At 55.1% G+C, this 15,698-nt stretch carries 18 protein-coding genes; 5 read left to right on the top strand and 13 right to left on the bottom strand.

What is annotated here, in order from left to right; genetic code table 11:
- The first annotated feature begins 175 nt into the window (after positions 1-175).
- A complete protein-coding gene (locus tag O1V66_RS02570) occupies positions 176-1,807 on the top strand; it encodes a sensor histidine kinase (RefSeq protein WP_045047304.1) in 1,632 nt (543 codons plus the stop codon).
- Positions 1,804-2,523: a two-component system response regulator DcuR gene (dcuR, locus tag O1V66_RS02565; protein ID WP_045047305.1), complete on the top strand. Its 720-nt coding sequence runs from the start codon at positions 1,804-1,806 to the stop codon at positions 2,521-2,523. The genes O1V66_RS02570 and dcuR overlap by 4 nt, the downstream gene beginning before the upstream one ends.
- Positions 2,524-2,525: 2 nt before the next feature.
- Here dcuR and O1V66_RS02560 read toward each other — a convergent pair whose 3' ends face one another.
- Complete coding sequence (locus tag O1V66_RS02560; RefSeq protein ID WP_045047306.1) at positions 2,526-3,278, bottom strand: SDR family NAD(P)-dependent oxidoreductase; 753 nt, start codon at positions 3,276-3,278, stop codon at positions 2,526-2,528.
- A 96-nt stretch (positions 3,279-3,374) separates the two neighbouring features.
- Entirely contained in the window at positions 3,375-4,277 is a 903-nt protein-coding gene (locus tag O1V66_RS02555; RefSeq protein WP_187329792.1) for an AraC family transcriptional regulator, read from the bottom strand.
- A gap of 129 nt (positions 4,278-4,406) precedes the next feature.
- Here O1V66_RS02555 and O1V66_RS02550 point away from each other — a divergent pair, with 129 nt between their 5' ends.
- The gene (locus tag O1V66_RS02550; protein WP_045047307.1) at positions 4,407-5,408 is read left to right on the top strand and encodes a saccharopine dehydrogenase family protein; all 1,002 of its coding nucleotides are present in this window, start codon (positions 4,407-4,409) and stop codon (positions 5,406-5,408) included.
- Here O1V66_RS02550 and O1V66_RS02545 read toward each other — a convergent pair.
- From O1V66_RS02545 to O1V66_RS02530, 4 genes are all read right to left on the bottom strand, one after another.
- A complete protein-coding gene (locus tag O1V66_RS02545) occupies positions 5,355-6,281 on the bottom strand; it encodes a DMT family transporter (RefSeq protein ID WP_045047308.1) in 927 nt (308 codons plus the stop codon). The two genes, O1V66_RS02550 and O1V66_RS02545, sit on opposite strands and share 54 nt — an antisense overlap.
- Positions 6,278-6,862, bottom strand: a complete 585-nt coding sequence (locus O1V66_RS02540) for a TetR/AcrR family transcriptional regulator (protein ID WP_045047309.1) — start codon at positions 6,860-6,862, stop codon at positions 6,278-6,280. Before O1V66_RS02540 ends, O1V66_RS02545 begins: the two co-directional genes overlap by 4 nt.
- A gap of 148 nt (positions 6,863-7,010) precedes the next feature.
- Positions 7,011-7,310 carry a hypothetical protein gene (locus tag O1V66_RS02535; RefSeq protein ID WP_052673392.1) on the bottom strand — a complete coding sequence of 100 codons (300 nt, stop codon included), beginning with the start codon at positions 7,308-7,310 and terminating at the stop codon, positions 7,011-7,013.
- A gap of 408 nt (positions 7,311-7,718) precedes the next feature.
- The gene (locus O1V66_RS02530) at positions 7,719-8,468 is read right to left on the bottom strand and encodes an SDR family NAD(P)-dependent oxidoreductase (RefSeq protein ID WP_045047310.1); all 750 of its coding nucleotides are present in this window, start codon (positions 8,466-8,468) and stop codon (positions 7,719-7,721) included.
- Positions 8,469-8,660: 192 nt separating this feature from the next.
- Here O1V66_RS02530 and O1V66_RS02525 point away from each other — a divergent pair, with 192 nt between their 5' ends.
- Complete coding sequence (locus O1V66_RS02525; RefSeq protein ID WP_045047311.1) at positions 8,661-9,581, top strand: LysR family transcriptional regulator; 921 nt, start codon at positions 8,661-8,663, stop codon at positions 9,579-9,581.
- A gap of 34 nt (positions 9,582-9,615) precedes the next feature.
- Here O1V66_RS02525 and O1V66_RS02520 read toward each other — a convergent pair whose 3' ends face one another.
- The 7 genes from O1V66_RS02520 to O1V66_RS02490 form a co-directional block, all read right to left on the bottom strand.
- Complete coding sequence (locus O1V66_RS02520) at positions 9,616-10,308, bottom strand: amino acid ABC transporter permease (protein WP_045047312.1); 693 nt, start codon at positions 10,306-10,308, stop codon at positions 9,616-9,618.
- 18 nt (positions 10,309-10,326) lie between these two features.
- Positions 10,327-11,019: an amino acid ABC transporter permease gene (locus tag O1V66_RS02515; protein WP_206540488.1), complete on the bottom strand. Its 693-nt coding sequence runs from the start codon at positions 11,017-11,019 to the stop codon at positions 10,327-10,329.
- 101 nt (positions 11,020-11,120) lie between these two features.
- A complete protein-coding gene (locus tag O1V66_RS02510; protein WP_045047314.1) occupies positions 11,121-11,948 on the bottom strand; it encodes a transporter substrate-binding domain-containing protein in 828 nt (275 codons plus the stop codon).
- A 20-nt stretch (positions 11,949-11,968) separates the two neighbouring features.
- Entirely contained in the window at positions 11,969-12,706 is a 738-nt protein-coding gene (locus O1V66_RS02505; protein ID WP_045047315.1) for an amino acid ABC transporter ATP-binding protein, read from the bottom strand.
- A 13-nt stretch (positions 12,707-12,719) separates the two neighbouring features.
- Entirely contained in the window at positions 12,720-13,289 is a 570-nt protein-coding gene (locus O1V66_RS02500) for a peroxidase-related enzyme (RefSeq protein ID WP_045047316.1), read from the bottom strand.
- A complete protein-coding gene (locus O1V66_RS02495; protein WP_045047317.1) occupies positions 13,286-13,768 on the bottom strand; it encodes a CMD domain-containing protein in 483 nt (160 codons plus the stop codon). Before O1V66_RS02495 ends, O1V66_RS02500 begins: the two co-directional genes overlap by 4 nt.
- Complete coding sequence (locus O1V66_RS02490) at positions 13,765-15,183, bottom strand: NAD(P)-binding domain-containing protein (protein WP_045047598.1); 1,419 nt, start codon at positions 15,181-15,183, stop codon at positions 13,765-13,767. Before O1V66_RS02490 ends, O1V66_RS02495 begins: the two co-directional genes overlap by 4 nt.
- 270 nt (positions 15,184-15,453) lie before the next feature.
- Between O1V66_RS02490 and O1V66_RS21730 the strand changes: the two genes are divergently transcribed.
- A complete protein-coding gene (locus O1V66_RS21730; protein WP_330873452.1) occupies positions 15,454-15,687 on the top strand; it encodes a helix-turn-helix domain-containing protein in 234 nt (77 codons plus the stop codon).
- Positions 15,688-15,698: the final 11 nt, after the last annotated feature.

Here is a 15,698-nt window from a genome sequence, read left to right as displayed (position 1 = left end):
TTTAAAATATTGTTACAGCCAAGTTAATGTGTTTTTAGTTATTTAATTAATAATCGCGATTTTCTGTTTATTTAGTTACAAAAGGGGCAGTGAAAAATACAAGTCCCTATCTACGGCGGTACTCTATGCCATCCTTCTTTTATGCCATGTTGCATTTCTTCGCATTGAATACGCTATGACACAGGTTCGGCCGCAAAATCAGTTACGTAAACGCCCTCTAAAACTCGGTACGCTGGTGAGCCTGATGTTCGCTACCGTGATTGCCACCGTGCTGCTGAGTGTGCATTTTCTCTATTATCTGCAAATTGATAACTTTATTAACGCGCATCTCAAAGACAAGGCGCTGGCCGTGGCACGAACGCTTGCCGACTCGCCCGATATCCAGCGTGGCCTGATGCTCTCCCCCACTGACAACATTATTCAACCCATTGCCAATACGGTGGTGAAACGCAACGATTTGCTGTTTGTCGTTATCATCAACATGCAGGGAATACGCTACTCTCATCCCAATCCACAGCTTATCAATCACCATTTCATTGGCGATGACTTTCTGCCCGCGCTGCGCGGCCTGGAAAACATTGCCGTGAGTCATGGCGCGCTCGACGAAGCGCTGCGGGTATTTACGCCCGTCTATAACGCGCAGCATCGGCAGGTGGGCGTCGTCGCGATAGGGATTTCACTAAGTGAAGTCAATGCGCAAATCACCCGCAACCGCTGGAACATCTTCTGGACGGTGCTGGTTGGCGCGCTTATCGGCTCAATCGGTATTCTGATTCTGGTGACACGCCTGAAACGCATTCTCTTCGGGCTGGAACCCCATGAGATCTCGACCCTGTTTGAACAGCGGCAGGCAATTCTCGAGTCTATCAAGGAAGGGGTCATCGCCGTCGACGCACATGCGCGCGTTACCCTCATCAATCAGGCGGCCAGAAAGTTATTGCATGAAACGGCGGCAGAAACACCGATTACCGGCGACGGGATCCCCGAAAACTCGATAATCCTCAGTCATCTGCGCGAAGCACTGCATAACGGCACCGCCTGGCAGGATGAAAAAGTCATGGCGCAGGGGCGCACCTTAATCAGCAATACGGTGCCGGTGCGCAGCGGCGACCGCATCATCGGCGCGGTCTGTACCTTCCGTGACAAGACCGAAATCGGTCAGCTGATGCAGCGTCTGGACGGTATGGTAAACTACGTCGATACCCTGAGTGAGCGCTCGCACGAGTTCATGAACAAGCTGCACGTCATTCTTGGCCTGTTGCACCTGAAAAATTATGCGCAGGCAGAAACCTTTATTCTGCACACGGCCAACAGTTACCAGACGGAAATTGGCGCGCTGCAACAGAAGATTGCTGCGCCGATGATTGCCGGTTTCCTGTTAAGCAAAATCAATCGTGCGGCGAATAGCGGCCACCAGCTCACGCTGAGCGAAGCCAGTTCGCTGCCCGATATCGGCAGCGAAGAACAGGTCGCCGTGCTGATTACCGTGCTTGGCAACCTCGTCGAAAATGCGCTCGAAGCATTGGCAAATCAGCCGCATGGCGAAATTCATCTGATGCTGCATTATCAGAATGGCTGGCTGACCTGCGAGGTCAGTGACGATGGGCCGGGCATATCGGCAAGCACCCTGCCTCACATCTTCGAAAAAGGCCACTCGTCCAAGGGCGATGAACGCGGGGTGGGGCTTTTCCTGGTTCAGCAGCAGATCCGCAGTCTGGGCGGCGAAATCAACGTTGAATCCGAACCGGGCGTCTATACCCAATTTTTGGTCCAGCTTCCGTGGGGAAAAGGAAATAAAACCGTATGATCAATGTATTAGTAGTTGATGACGATGCGATGGTCGCGAAGCTAAACCGTTGCTACGTTGAGCAGATTGAGGGTTTCCACTGTTGCGGTGTTGCCTCGACGTTGCAGGAAGCCAAAGATCGGGTGTCGCACAGTTATCCGACAGTAGACCTGATTTTGCTGGATATTTATATGCGGCATGAAAACGGGTTGCAACTGTTGCCCGAATTGCGCAGCGCCCAGCGCCCCGTGGATGTCATTATCATCTCCTCGGCGGCCGACGCGGCGACCATTAAAACCTCGATGCACTACGGCGTGGTCGATTATCTTATCAAACCTTTCCAGTTTCCGCGTTTCGAAGAGGCGTTGATCAACTGGCGGCAGAAAAAGCAGTTGATGGATAACCATCCGTTTTATCAGCAGGCGGATGTCGACCGCCTCATTCACGGCAGTTCAACGGCCGATAACGAACAGAAGCGCCTGCCGAAAGGATTGACGCAGCAGACATTGCGGACACTGTGCCAGTGGATAGATGCACATCCCGACAGCGAATTCTCCACCGACGAACTGGCCGGTGAAGTCAACATCTCCCGTGTCTCGTGCCGCAAGTATCTGATTTGGCTGGCACAGATGAACATTCTGTTTACCAGCATCCATTATGGCGTGACCGGCAGGCCCGTCTATCGCTATCGCCTTCAGCCCGAACAGGTCGGCGTGCTCAGACATTACTGCGAATAGCGCTAGATCATATAGCCGCCACTGACTTCGATGGACTGCGCATTCACCCAGCGATTCCCTTGCGAAAGCAGGCTGGCAATCGCGTGGCCGACATCGTCAGCGGTAGCAATGCGTTCCAGCGCCGTTTGCGACGCCAGCAAGGCTTCGAAATCCGGGTTTTGATCCAGCGCTTCGCGTGTCATGTCGGTACGCACCGCGCCCGGTGAGATGGCATTGGCCCGTATGCCGCGCGAGCCGAACTCTTTCGCCATATAGCGGGTAAGCACTTCCATGCTGCCCTTGAAAGCCGCATAAGGCGCGGCGCCGGGCGTGGCAACGCGCGTGGTGGCGCTGGTCATGTTGACTATCTGACCGCCGTCTTCGATGACGGGCAGCAAAGCCTGTGTCAGGAAAAGCGGCCCCTTGAGGTGCACATTCAGCAGCTCATCGAATTCCGATTCTTTCAGCGCTTCGATAGCCACGAAATTGCCGAAACCGGCATTGTTGACCAGGCCGTGAAGCTGCGTGCTTCCCCACGTGGTTTCCAGCGTTTCAATCAGCTTTTGTTTGAATGCGCCAAATGAGGCGAGGTTCGCCACGTCCAGTTGCAGCGCAGCGGCCTTACCGCCCGAGGCCTGAAGACGAGCGACCAGCGCCTCGGCTTCTTCGGCGTGACTGCGGTAGGTTATGACAACGCCCATGCCGCGTGTTGAACATTCGATTGCCGTGCTGGCGCCAATACCGCGATTGCCGCCGGTTATCAGGATTACAGTCATGTCTTGCTCCAGTTTTGTGGGTGTAAGACAGCTTAACTTCTCCTGTTTTCGACAACCTGCCCCATTCTGGCTAAAAACTGCCTAATCCTGCTTCAATTAAAGCGCGTCGGCGGTCACTATTTCCTCGCGCAGTCGACTCACATCCTTTAGAGGCGGAAGTCCGAAGAAACGGGCATATTCCCGATTAAACTGGGTGACACTCTGATAACCCACTTCCAGCGCGACAGAGGTGACGTTGAGCTGACGGCGAACCAGCAAGGTTCGGGCATGCAGCAACCGCACACGTTTCTGATACTGCAACGGACTCAGTGCGGTGACCGCCTTGAAGTGGCGATGAAACGCCGACACGCTCATCGCATGGCGCTCGGCCAGCGAATCGATACTGAATTCCTGCATATAGTGCTGTTTTATCCAGCTTATGGCGCAGGCGATGCGCCCGAGCATGGTGTCGGGCGAGGCAATATCGCGCAGCATCCAGCCATGCGGGCCTTTCAAAACGTGATAAAGAATCTCTCTTTCGAAAACCGGTGCCAGCACGGGAATATCTTCAGGCTGATTCATCAGCCGAAGCATGCGCACCCAGGCATCCAGCAATTCAGGCGTGACGGAGGCAACGGAAAAAGCGCCCTGCGAAACGTCGTTGCCGTTTCTCGGCGGCGCATCGGCCAGTAATTCGGCTATCCGTTCAGGCTGCAAAGTCAGGCTGACCGCCAGATAAGGTTCCTGGGCGGCAGAAGGATACACCGCGCCGACGGCAGGCAGATCGACCGACATGACGAAATAGGAGGCGGGATCGTAATTGAACACCCTGTCGCCAACGCTTATGGTTTTACTACCGCGCAGGATCAGGTTGATCATCGGTTCATACACCGCAGAGAGGGCGTGAGTTGGAATACATCCCTGCACCATCGCTACACGCGGGATGCCGGTTTCTGTCCGCCAGTTATGGGCTTTCGCCGCCAACAGGCATAATTCATCCAGCAAAACTTGCTGTCTCATCGTCTTTCTCCTCGCCAATGCGGTTACGCGAGCATAGAGCAGAAACAGGCAAGAATCGAGCAGGAACGCCAAAGCCATGCTCCATGGCCTGCTTTACTCTTTTCGCATCGCAACTAACGAGTAAAGAACATGCAGACAATAATGATTTACGGCGCAACCGGTTATACCGGCAAAATGGTGGCCCTTCAGGCGAAGAAAGTGGGTCTGGAGGTCGTGATAGCAGGCAGGAACCGGCAGAAACTGGCTGAACTCGCCGAAACGCTAGGCGTGCGTGCCGAGGTTTTCGACCTGAATGATCCCGCCACAATCCCTGCGCATCTCGACAATATCGCCTTAGTCCTAAATTGCGCCGGACCCTTTGCCCAGACCGCCGCAGCCTTGATGAAAGCCTGTATCGAACGGGGTATTCATTATCTGGATATCACGGCCGAGATTAACGTCTACCGTCTGGCGGAATCGCTGCACGATGCCGCGGCCAAGACCGGCACGATGCTGATGCCCGGCGTGGGGTGGGACGTGGTGCCGACCGACAGCCTTGCCGTGACGTTATCCAGACTGATTAAAGACCCGATTCATATGCGTATCGCGTTGCAGGTGGCAGGCTCCATGTCGCGTGGGTCGGCCATCAGCGCCGGAGAAATCATCAGCGCCGGAATACTGGCCCGCGTCGAGGGCCACCTCGTTGTGAAACAGAATGCCGATACGGGCTGGTTTGATTTTGGCGCAGGGGCCGTCGAATGCGCGCCGCTGTCCTTTGGCGATTTGGTCACCGCCTGGCACTCTACCGGCATTGCGAATATTGAAATGTTCGTGCATGTGCCGGACGCCGCCCTTGCGCAAGGTGACCCTGCACTTTTACCCGACGGCCCCTCGGCCGACGAATTGGCCTCGACGCCAGCGCGCGCGGTAGTGGAAATTACCGCAGCCGACGGGATGGTGCATCGCGCCATCATCGACACGGTAAACGGCTATGCCTATACGCCGCTGGCGGCTATCGAAGCCGCCAGACGGGTTATCGACGGAACACGCCAGCCCGGCTTTCAAACGCCTGCCAGCGTCTTTGGCGATGACTTTGCATTAAGCATTCCGGGCACGCGCATAACGATATTGAACGGGCAGAGTAATCACTAACAGGCAGGCTATCACCAGCGTAATGCCAAGCCAGCCCAACGGCGGTAATCGTTCGCCGACAATGATAACCGCCAGTATGGCCGCGACCACCGGTTCAATCAGCGTAATCGTGGTCGCCATGCTGGCGGATACCCGCGCAAGGCCATAGCCGTAACAGAGATAGCCGATAAACATCGGCACCAACGCCATATAGGCCCCGACGGCCGCATTGTTCCAGGAGGCCAGCAATGGACCGCCGGTGAGCGCCAGCACCGGCATCAGCAGAAGTCCGCCGAGGCCAAAGGTCGCGCCCATCGCCGTGCGGGAGGGGATCTGCCGCTGCATCAAACGCCGCGCGGCCCAGGAGTAAAGCGCATAGGTCAGTCCGGCGAGCAGCCCGAGTAACACGCCCCACATCACCTGCTTCGAGTCGCCGGTGGCGCCATGTTCTCCGCTTTGCGCCACACTTAGCAGCAGCATGCCGATAACGCCGATCGTTGCGCCAGACATCCAGCGCCGCGTCAAACGCTGCCCCTCGAGACGGTATTCGATAAGTGCCGATAGCAGAGGCGCAGAGCCAATGGAAATAACAGTGCCGACGGTCACTCCGGCCAGATGCATCGAAGCATAGAACGCCAGCGGATACACGGCGACCGCCAAGGCTCCGGTCAGTAACAACCGCCCTTGTGCCGCGAGTTGTGCAGAAAACTCAAGGATACTTTTCGCGGCGATCGCGGCCTGCAACAAGCCGCCAATCCCCATCGCGACAGCGCCGATGGCGACAGCGCTCACGTCGGGCGCAAACGTGGCGGCCGTGCCGGTCGAGCCCCAAAGCAGTGCCGCAATCAGCACGCCAAAAATACCTGTCATTCGCTCCCGGGCGGGCAGACTCATAGCGCCTCCATCATTTCATCGGCCATGGTCATGGCCTGACGGACACAATCACCGTTCCCTTCCAGTCCGGCACGCGACATGCTGCCCTCGAGCAAAAAGGCGAAATGACGGGCGAGCCATGCAGCGCGCGTTTCATCACCCGCAAGAAGCTCGCAAAGCGGGGTTACCAACAGAGCCTCAACCTGCTCCTTGTGGCCGCGCACAGCGGTGCGACCCGGCGCACCGGCGGGTAATTCGGCGGCGGCATTCAGCAATCCACAACCGCGAAAGCCGCGTTCGTAGGCAAATTCGGCATGATCTTCATAGGCAAGAAATACCGCCCTTACCTTCTCCTGCGGGCTTGATGCCTGCTGAACACGATGCGCGTAAAAGGCCAGCCACTCTTCATGACGGATTTCCAGATAGGTGGCGACCAGTTCGGCTTTGGATTCAAAATTGTTGTAGAGGCTTTTTTTGGCGACACCGGCTTTTTTAACCAGTGAGTCAATGCCGGTCGCGGCGATCCCTTCGTTGTAAAAGAGGATGCGGGCGGCATCGAGCAGGCGGCTTCGTGCGCTGCTGGAAGAGGTATTGGCGGGCATGACAGGCTTCTCGTTATATCGAAGTAGGTAGACCAGTCTACCTACTGTCGAGTTAGAGTCAAGCCACGAGAAGAATGAGTGTAATAAACTCTTAATTATCAACGTGCTTTCGATCGATAATTGCCTTCAATCGATGACAGTTAAAGACTTAATCGAGATTTTGCGACGATACCAGTCGAATGAGAGAGGATGGCGAATTTGCCAGCGTGTGAGTCCCGTCGAGCCAACCTGCACGTTCAGGTTTGCGGCAGCTGAGGCTAATATAGCCCTGCAACCAGCGGCACGTCTCATGCATTAACAACAGCCTGTCTTCGTCCGCTTCGATTTCAGCCATGATTTTAAGCTGTTTTATCAAATTCGCGGTCGTTATGGGTTCCCTGTTGAAGATAAGGTTCGTGGCTGCTTCGCCGATTATTTTATTACCTTTTGCTTCATCAGAAATAAACAATTTCTACCTCCTAAAACGTCAATTTTAATTAAGGCAACTCTTGTCTAACGCTTCTAATTATAGTCTATATACCCCGTTTATGAGCCGCGGTATGTCTCTGTTGCAGGCATTTGAAAAATAGGCATGGACTATTGAACTTTTTACGTCCCTCACCTTGTTGATAATGCTGGACATTATTGCGATAAAAATTAACCGGCTGTTTTTAGTGAGGTATTTTTGAACAAACAAATTTTTGGGACTTGACGAAAATAAGGGAATTATCAGAATAACCCCATCTTGAAAGCCACTTTTTAAATTAATTTTTCCATATGAACGGCTTTGTCTGAAAATATGACCGCCGCCAGGGTTTCATTAACCCACAAAGGCTGCGGCGGCCCATGTTCCAATTCTATCTCATCGATAACCGGCTTAAATCTGCGCCATGCCGCCGTCTACAAACAGTTCAATGCCATTTACGAAGCTTGAACTGTCGGACGCCAGGAAAGCCACCACATTGGCGATTTCGGCAGGGTCGCCGAGACGGCCGAGAGGCACCTGCGAAGCCAGATAATCGTAAAGTCCCTGACGTTCGCCCTCTTCGACCAGTCCACCCAGCCCCGGCGTTTTGACCGGACCCGGACTGACCACGTTGACGCGAATCTTTCTGTCTTTCAGATCAAGCGCCCATGAGCGGGCAAAGTTGCGTACGGCGGCCTTGCTGGCGCTGTAAACGCTGAAGTTCGCGGTACCCATTACCGACACCGTCGATGAGGTCAGGATGACCGATGCGCCGTCAACCAGCAGCGGCAGGGCTTTTTGCACCGTAAACAGCACGCCGCGCACGTTGGTGCCAAAGATGCGGTCGAAATGCTCCTCGGTAATCGCGCCCAGTGGCAACATATCGCCGCCGCCTGCATTGGCGAAGAGAATGTCAAGATGGCCTGCGCTGCGGGCGATTTCGGCATAGACATTATCCAGATCCGTCAATACCGAGGCATCGGCGCGAATGCCGGTGGCGGCTTGACCTATCGACTCTACCGCAGCGTCCAGCTCTGCCTGACGACGTCCGGTGATAAAGACGCGTGCGCCCTGTGCCGCCAGTTGCTGAGCCGCTGCCAGACCAATACCTGTGCTGCCGCCTGTAACCAATGCGATTTTACCTGCCAGTTGTGTATTCATGATGTGCTCCAGATGATGTTTATGAGTGGTTAATCTTGCCTTTCCGAGCTCCGGCTTTTAAAGCAGCGCGGGTTGTCTCGGGCTTGAATCCACAATAGGCCGATAAACACTTTGGATAAATCGTGTAAAATGAAAATGATTATTCACACAGGTAGATAATAGTCATCCTATTGGACGAGGTGAGATAAATCGATGAACCAGTTACAGGCAATAAAAGCCTTTGCCAGAGTGGTCGAGATGGAAAGTTTTACCCGCGCCGCAGACTCGCTGGATATTCCGAATGCGACATTGAGTAAAATGGTCAAAGAGCTGGAAAGTCATCTGGGCACAAGATTATTGCAGCGTACCACTCGACGTGTGACGGTCACGCCCGAAGGACAGGATTATTATGACCAGACCTTGCGGGTCATTACCGACCTCGAAGATATTGATGCCTCATTAAATGCAGCACGCAGCAAGCCGCGTGGAACGCTGCGTATCAATATTGGTTCGTCTACGGCGACCGATATTCTTATTCCGGCGCTGCCGGATTTTATCGCCCGTTATCCCGATATTATTGTCGACCTTGGCGTGTCAGATAATCATGTCGACCTGATCGGTAATCATGTGGACTGCGTGATTCGAGGCGGCAAGCTGGATAACTCGTCTCTGGTCGCTCGCTCGATTGGCAATGCGGAAATGATAACCTGCGCTTCACCCGCCTATCTAAAAAACTACGGCGTACCGGCGTATCCCGAAGAGCTTAACAACGGGCATCGGCTGGTGAGTTACGTGACCCATCACAACAGCCGCGCGGTGCCTTTCAAATTCATGAAAAACAACACGTTAAGCGAGATGAAATCGGAGCATCGATTGGGCGTCAATGAAAGCAATGCGCATCTGGCCGCCGGGTTGGCGGGCATCGGCATTATTCAGACCTTCAGTTATTGCGCCGCGCCGGGGCTGCAATCTGGCAGGCTGGTGGAGATTTTGCGGGACTGGCGACCGCCGGTTTACCCCTTTCACGTGGTGTATCCGCAAAACCGCCACCTCACCCACCGACTGAGGGTATTTATCGATTGGCTGGTGGCAAGTTTTCCTGTGCAGCTAAACCGCGTTCAGTCACTGAAATAGCGAGAAGGATTCGGCTTCCCTGCCGAATCGATTATCAGGTTCTGACCCGCAATCTTGCCTCGAGAATGTCGGCGATTTTGGTCACCACGTAGGCAATCACCATGTAGAACAACGCAGCAATAATAAACGCTTCGAGATAGTAGAAATTCAGCGCGGCAGTCAACTGCGCCTGCGCAAAGATATCCACCACTTCGATGGCGAAGGCCAGCGACAGCGCTTTCATGATAACCATGAATGCGTTGGCGAGATCGGGTATGGCCGACACGATAATTTGCGGAAAGAGAACTCGACGAAATAACTGGCCCTGAGTATAACCCAGCGAATGGGCGGCATCGGATTGCCCGCTGTCGAACGAGTTCAGCGCCCCTTTCACCACTTCGGCCTGAAACGCCGCGACACAGGCGCTAAGAGCAACAATAATGATCACCCAGTTCGGCAATGAATGCCCGTTCACCTCAATGCCAAACAGCGAGGCGACGAAATGCAGCGCAGGCGGCAATCCGTAATAGGCGAGAAAAATAGCCACCACCATCGGCACGCCCTTGAACACCACCTTATAGCCGATGACAAACTGGCGCAGCACCGGGAAACGGCGATGCTCGATAAACGCAAACAGGCCGCCGACCAGAGTCGAGAAGATAAAAATGGTCAACGCCATCGCAAGCGTAACGGGCACGGCGTCCAGGATGCTCCAGAAATCCGGCAGCAACACATCCAAATCAAACATAGTCAATCACTCTCTCTGTCAGACGCTCGGCGTGAGCTTTATCTTGGTTTGCGCCGTTTTCGACGTGTACTTTGCACTGCGGCGCTCGAAGACGCGCACAATCAGCCAGGCAATCAGACACAGCAGGGAGTACAGCACCGCCAGCACCAGATAAGTGCCGAACTGATACTGGTTGTAATCGCGTTCCATAATCAGGTGCGCCGTCGCCATGACGTCGGCCGCGCCGATATACATCACCAGCGCCACATTGTGAATCAGGTAGATAATCGAATTGCCGTAACCCGGCAAGCCGATGTGCAGCGCCTGCGGTACGACAATTCGCGTCAGCTTCTGGCGAAAACTGTAGCCCATGCTGTCGGCGGCATCGTGCTGTCCGCGCTCCACCGCCAGATAGGCCGGTCGCATGACTTCGGAAAGATAGCCGCCGTGATACAGGCTCAGCCCGACCATCGAGGCGATAGTCGCCGTAAAGACGTCTTCCACATGCAGCACATCCGCCAGCATCGGCAATCCGTAAAACGCCACAAACAGCTGGAGCACGACAGGAACACTTCGGGCATAAGACACGTAAAGGTCGGCGATTTGGCTAATCACCGGCACTCTGCGCACCCGGAAAGTGGTCGCCACAAGAGCCAGGCAGAAACCGGCAATGAGAGCCACAAACATAATCGCGAGCGTCAGCGGTAACGCCGACAGCAGCTCGGGAATCATTGTAGTGAGATCCACGTTGAAACACTCCTAAATGCAATTTCAGCCTCGGCTCCGGTTCCCCGATACCTCGCGGCAATCGGGGAAAGTCCATGACCTTATTTTTACTTCATGTAACGAACGACGTCTTCGCCGAACCATTTCTGCGCGATTTTATCCAGCGTGCCATCATCTTTAAGCTCTTTCAGCGCCTTGTTGATGTCATCGTTCAACGCCTTGTTTTCATCCGAACGATGGATAAGCACGTAAGTGTTGTTGATGGAAACCGGCTCACTCGCCTTGATGTCGAGTTTCTGATTATCGATAACGGTCTGCTCGCCGAGGTTGGAAGGCAGAATCAGCGCATCGTATTTGCCGCTCTGCACTTCTTTCAGACGATCCGGATAAGGAATACCGGCGCTTGATGCCTTGATGGTGACTTTGTCGCCCGGGTTGTCCTGCTGCCACTGGGTAACGAACTTGTACACGCCGCCGCCTGCGGTCACGGGCACGATGTTTTTGCCCACCAGATCCTTCATGCCGTTGATATTGCTATCCTTGCGGCTGTAGATTTTCATCAGGCTTGCGCCCATCGGGCTGTCCGGGATAAGAAACTGTTTGCTGCGGGCTGGCGCTTTGTAGAAACCGCCGGTCGCCATGTCATATTTGCCGGTGACCAGACCCGTTTCCTGCGCGATATCCGCCGCGCCCACCATCTGGAATTTGTACTGCGGCAGCTTGGCATTGATGGCTTTCAGCACATCGGGTTCATAACCCTGCGGCTCGACGCCGATAGCGCCCCATGACAAGGGTTTCGACTCGGCCGCCGTCGCGATTTTAATGGTACGCACCGCCGTGTCGGCGAAGCTGGTGCCTGCCGTCATGACTAAAGCCGCGCCGCCCAACAGCGCCAGACCAAAACCACGGCGCAGAGAAGATTTGATTGAATGCATGTCCTGATATCCTTTTAGTGTTAAACGGCGTGTTCAGAATTAAGAAATTGAGCGAGTCGTGGATTCGCAGGCGTGTCGAACATCTCTGTCGGCGTCCCCTGTGCGGCTACCACGCCCTGATCCATAAAGACAATCCGGTTGGAAACGCTTTTCGCAAACTGCATTTCGTGGGTGACCAGCAGGGACGTAATGCCCGATGAGGTCACATCTTTTATAACTTTCAATACTTCCCCCACCAGCTCGGGGTCGAGCGACGAGGTCGGTTCGTCAAACAGGATAACGTCGGGGCGCACCGCCAGGGCACGTGCGATACCGGTACGCTGCAACTGGCCACCGGAAAGCTGCGACGGATAGTTGTCGCTTTTTGCAGAAAGCCCCACGCGCTCCAGTTCTTCGTGCGCAATTTTCCGCGCTTCGTCACGCGATTTCCCCTGCACGACCATCAGCGGGTCCATCACATTTTGCAGTACGGTCATGTTTTTAAACACGTTGAACTGCTGGAATACCATCGCCGTGCGCAGGCGAATCGCCTGAATGGCGCGCTTGTCCGCAGACCGATAATCCATGTTTATCTGGTCAAACGTGATGCTGCCGGATTCCGGTCTGGCCAGATAGTTGATGCAACGCAGCAGCGTCGTCTTGCCGGTGCCGCTTGGCCCGATAATCGATACCACATCGCCGCGCTTCACTGACAGATTGACGCCTTTCAAAATCGGCGTGCTGCCGTACGACAGCTTGATGTTATTGAGTTCCAGCATGTTCGTGGGTGTCCTATGATTTTTCGCTGTCGGCATGGCCGAGTACGTGCATCAGGCGATTGGCCCAGCCAAAAATAGAAATGGCGTGAATAAGGTCGATAATTTCAACGTCGTTCATGCCGACGTCGCGCAGTGCGGCGATGTCTTCTTTCGTGGCCACGGAAGGCGTAACCGAAAGCCGACGGGCAAAGCGGTAAATGGCGGCATCGCGCGGAGCGAGTGTTTCTGCCTTGTCGAAATACAGCGCCGACACCACTTTTTCACTCTTGGTCAGCTGCGCGTGGCGACGGGCGTGTACTACTGCACAATATTTACAGCCGTTGATAATCGAGGCACCCAGCGCACCCAACTCGCGATCGGCACGGTTCAGGCCGCCTTCGACATACATGATGGCGTTGAACAGCACGGTGCGCGCCACATAGCTTTGCGGATCATGAGCCAGCGTGCGCACATAGTCCGACACCTTTTTATTGGATGGCGTCACCTTCATCGCCTCGAGCTGATCCGCGCGAGCGGTATCAAGACTGACGGGCGCGATGTGCGGATGCCAGTTCAGCGGCTTTAATGTCACTAAAGGAATCATGCCAACCCCAACAGGCGCAGGCCGGTGGCTACGCGCGTTTCAAAATTGACGTAGGCAATCAGCTCGGAAAGCGCCACTATCTGCCCGTTGTTGAAGCCTGCCTGCTCGAGCCGCGTGATGTCGGCGGCTTCGGCCTGACTTGGCGTCAAGGTGACAAAATCCACATGACGCGCCAGCGTCGCCAAAGGTTGCGGCAGACTCTCACTTCCCTTCGCGAGTTCGCGCAGCGATGAAGAAGGATTGAGCGAGGCGAGCTGCGCCTCATAGGTTTGCATCAGATTTTCATCGGCGTTCAACGTGGCCATACGCAGCGCCAGCGCGGTGCGCAGGTCGGGGGCTAGTCCCTGATCGTCTTTGGGCGACAGCACCGATAGACGGCACAGTTCGGCTCCTTCGACGAATTCCGGGCGAAAACGTCGTGCTTTATAAATGGCATCATCCGGCGAAAGACCGGCAGCCTTGTCAATGGCGTCAATCACAACGCGCGCTCCTGTTTCAGCAAAGGGGTGGAATCCGTCCATTCGTCGCCCTGAAGTTCAGGGTTGTCGTAGGCAACCAGATTGGCAAAATGCGTGTCGACATCGTCGGCAAACAGCGACGCGGCAATACCGCGCACCAGTCTTTCGGCACCGGCGCTTACGGCCGGAATATCACCGGAAACCTTGCCGTGGCTCAGCATCGCGGCGTCATTGAAGCAGTGAATATGGGCCAGCATCGGGCACTCTCCCGCCACGCGCTCCTGAAACTCGAAGGACGGGCCAAGATCCGGCGCTTCCAGCATATTGGTGCGAGGTGTGCCCATATCGGGGGTATAGCGATTATCGGCCCAGCTGCGAATGTGCGCCGCCAGCGCGGCAAATTCCGGACGCCCCGTAAAATCATTTGAAAAGCCGGTGGCGGCAATCAGAAAATCGTAGCGCAGCGGACCTTGCGTTGTATCGATAAGCAACTCGCCCGCCTCTTCCCTGACGTCGAGAATGCCGCAGTCGAGCAGGAAACGGGCATTGTCGTGGCGTGACACGCGCAGTGTCGACGCGCGCGGCGGCGGCGTTTGGGTCGAGGCGGTGTAGTCGACAAACTTCCATTTCCACGCATCGGGAAGATGCTGCATGCCGAGCACCACGCCCTGACTGCCGATACCGGTCATCTTGTTGATGCGCGGCATTTCCTTGCGGCGGATCAGCAGATCGACAGACCCTGCGCCCGTTTCCAGCGCCGTCGCGGCGTTATCCATCGAAGACGCGCCAGCGCCAATGACGGCGACACGTTTGCCTTTCAGCAGGGAAAAATCGATATCATCGGCGGAGTGCGCCCAGAATTTCGGGTCGACGCCCTGCAGGAAATCCGGCACGGCAAAGCCGCCCAATCCGGAACGTCCGGTTGCCAGCACCAGACGACGGGTGAGCACGCGGCCTGTTTCCGCGCCATCGAGTTCCAGCGCAATCAGGTCGCCGACGGCGGAAATTCCGGTCATCCGTATCTGGTTGTGTACAGGTAGGTCAAGCACCTTGCGGTACCAGACCAGATACGCCATCCATAAGTCCTTGGGAATTTTGTCCAGCGCTTCCCAGGCAGCCGTGCCCTGCTGCGCGGTAAACCACGCCCGGAAAGTCAACGGCGGCAGACCCAGCGCCGGGCCGTGCAGGGATTTCGGTGAACGCAGAGTTTCCATGCGGGCGAACGTGACCCAGGGTCCCTCAAGACCGGCAGGTGCGGCGTCATAGGCGACGACATTGGTTATGCCCGTCAGAATCAGCTTCGCCGTGGCCGCCAGTCCGCACATCCCGGCACCGATGACCACCACATCGCGCACCGCTTCGCCATGATGCGTGCGTGCGGGAACCCACGGCTTGGCCGGAAGTTCCAGCAGAGCCAGATCTTCTTGCAGGCGCATTTCCAGCGCGGCCAATCCGACTGCGTTTTTGCCCTGTGAAGGTGTAGTATCCGGTGCAGACACGTGATGTGCAGACACTTGCTGTTCAGACATGAGAACCCCTGGTGGTCGGCATAACAAACAATGAAATCGTCTAATCTATTATATGAAAAACGCATTATGATTGATGTTGTATGCGTATTCTTAATACTAATTAATAATTAGCTTATACAAAAATTGCAATTGGTTTTTTTTAAACAGACATCTTTCTGTCATAAATAAGGAATTTCGATGCCGAAAATGACCTCCCTCAGCGATCTGGATCTGCGCCAGCTCGAGGCGTTCTCCGCGGTTATCTCTTCAGGCAGCGTCACGGCGGCGGCAAAAGTGTTGCAGCGTTCGCAACCTGCTGTCTCGCGGCTGATTCAGGATCTTGAAAACGCCATCGGTTATCCGCTTTTCGTGCGCAACGGGCCACGTATTCATCCGACAGAAACAGGCGCTGCGGCTCCACGAATACGTTGAAACGGCACTGA

The organism is Rouxiella chamberiensis (assembly GCF_026967475.1).
GTDB classification, from domain to species: Bacteria; Pseudomonadota; Gammaproteobacteria; order Enterobacterales; family Enterobacteriaceae; genus Rouxiella; species Rouxiella chamberiensis.
This window is presented reverse-complemented; position numbering and strand designations above follow the sequence as displayed.

Bases quoted from the DNA above. Each gene is read 5' to 3' on its own strand.
- O1V66_RS02570 (WP_045047304.1), top strand. From the start codon at position 176: ATGACACAGGTTCGGCCGCAAAATCAGTTACGTAAACGCCCTCTAAAA.
- dcuR (WP_045047305.1), top strand. From the start codon at position 1,804: ATGATCAATGTATTAGTAGTTGATGACGATGCGATGGTCGCGAAGCTA.
- O1V66_RS02560 (WP_045047306.1), bottom strand. From the start codon at position 3,278: ATGACTGTAATCCTGATAACCGGCGGCAATCGCGGTATTGGCGCCAGC.
- O1V66_RS02555 (WP_187329792.1), bottom strand. From the start codon at position 4,277: ATGAGACAGCAAGTTTTGCTGGATGAATTATGCCTGTTGGCGGCGAAA.
- O1V66_RS02550 (WP_045047307.1), top strand. From the start codon at position 4,407: ATGCAGACAATAATGATTTACGGCGCAACCGGTTATACCGGCAAAATG.
- O1V66_RS02545 (WP_045047308.1), bottom strand. From the start codon at position 6,281: ATGAGTCTGCCCGCCCGGGAGCGAATGACAGGTATTTTTGGCGTGCTG.
- O1V66_RS02540 (WP_045047309.1), bottom strand. From the start codon at position 6,862: ATGCCCGCCAATACCTCTTCCAGCAGCGCACGAAGCCGCCTGCTCGAT.
- O1V66_RS02530 (WP_045047310.1), bottom strand. From the start codon at position 8,468: ATGAATACACAACTGGCAGGTAAAATCGCATTGGTTACAGGCGGCAGC.
- O1V66_RS02525 (WP_045047311.1), top strand. From the start codon at position 8,661: ATGAACCAGTTACAGGCAATAAAAGCCTTTGCCAGAGTGGTCGAGATG.
- O1V66_RS02520 (WP_045047312.1), bottom strand. From the start codon at position 10,308: ATGTTTGATTTGGATGTGTTGCTGCCGGATTTCTGGAGCATCCTGGAC.
- O1V66_RS02515 (WP_206540488.1), bottom strand. From the start codon at position 11,019: ATGATTCCCGAGCTGCTGTCGGCGTTACCGCTGACGCTCGCGATTATG.
- O1V66_RS02510 (WP_045047314.1), bottom strand. From the start codon at position 11,948: ATGCATTCAATCAAATCTTCTCTGCGCCGTGGTTTTGGTCTGGCGCTG.
- O1V66_RS02505 (WP_045047315.1), bottom strand. From the start codon at position 12,706: ATGCTGGAACTCAATAACATCAAGCTGTCGTACGGCAGCACGCCGATT.
- O1V66_RS02500 (WP_045047316.1), bottom strand. From the start codon at position 13,289: ATGATTCCTTTAGTGACATTAAAGCCGCTGAACTGGCATCCGCACATC.
- O1V66_RS02490 (WP_045047598.1), bottom strand. From the start codon at position 15,183: ATGCGCCTGCAAGAAGATCTGGCTCTGCTGGAACTTCCGGCCAAGCCG.
- O1V66_RS21730 (WP_330873452.1), top strand. From the start codon at position 15,454: ATGCCGAAAATGACCTCCCTCAGCGATCTGGATCTGCGCCAGCTCGAG.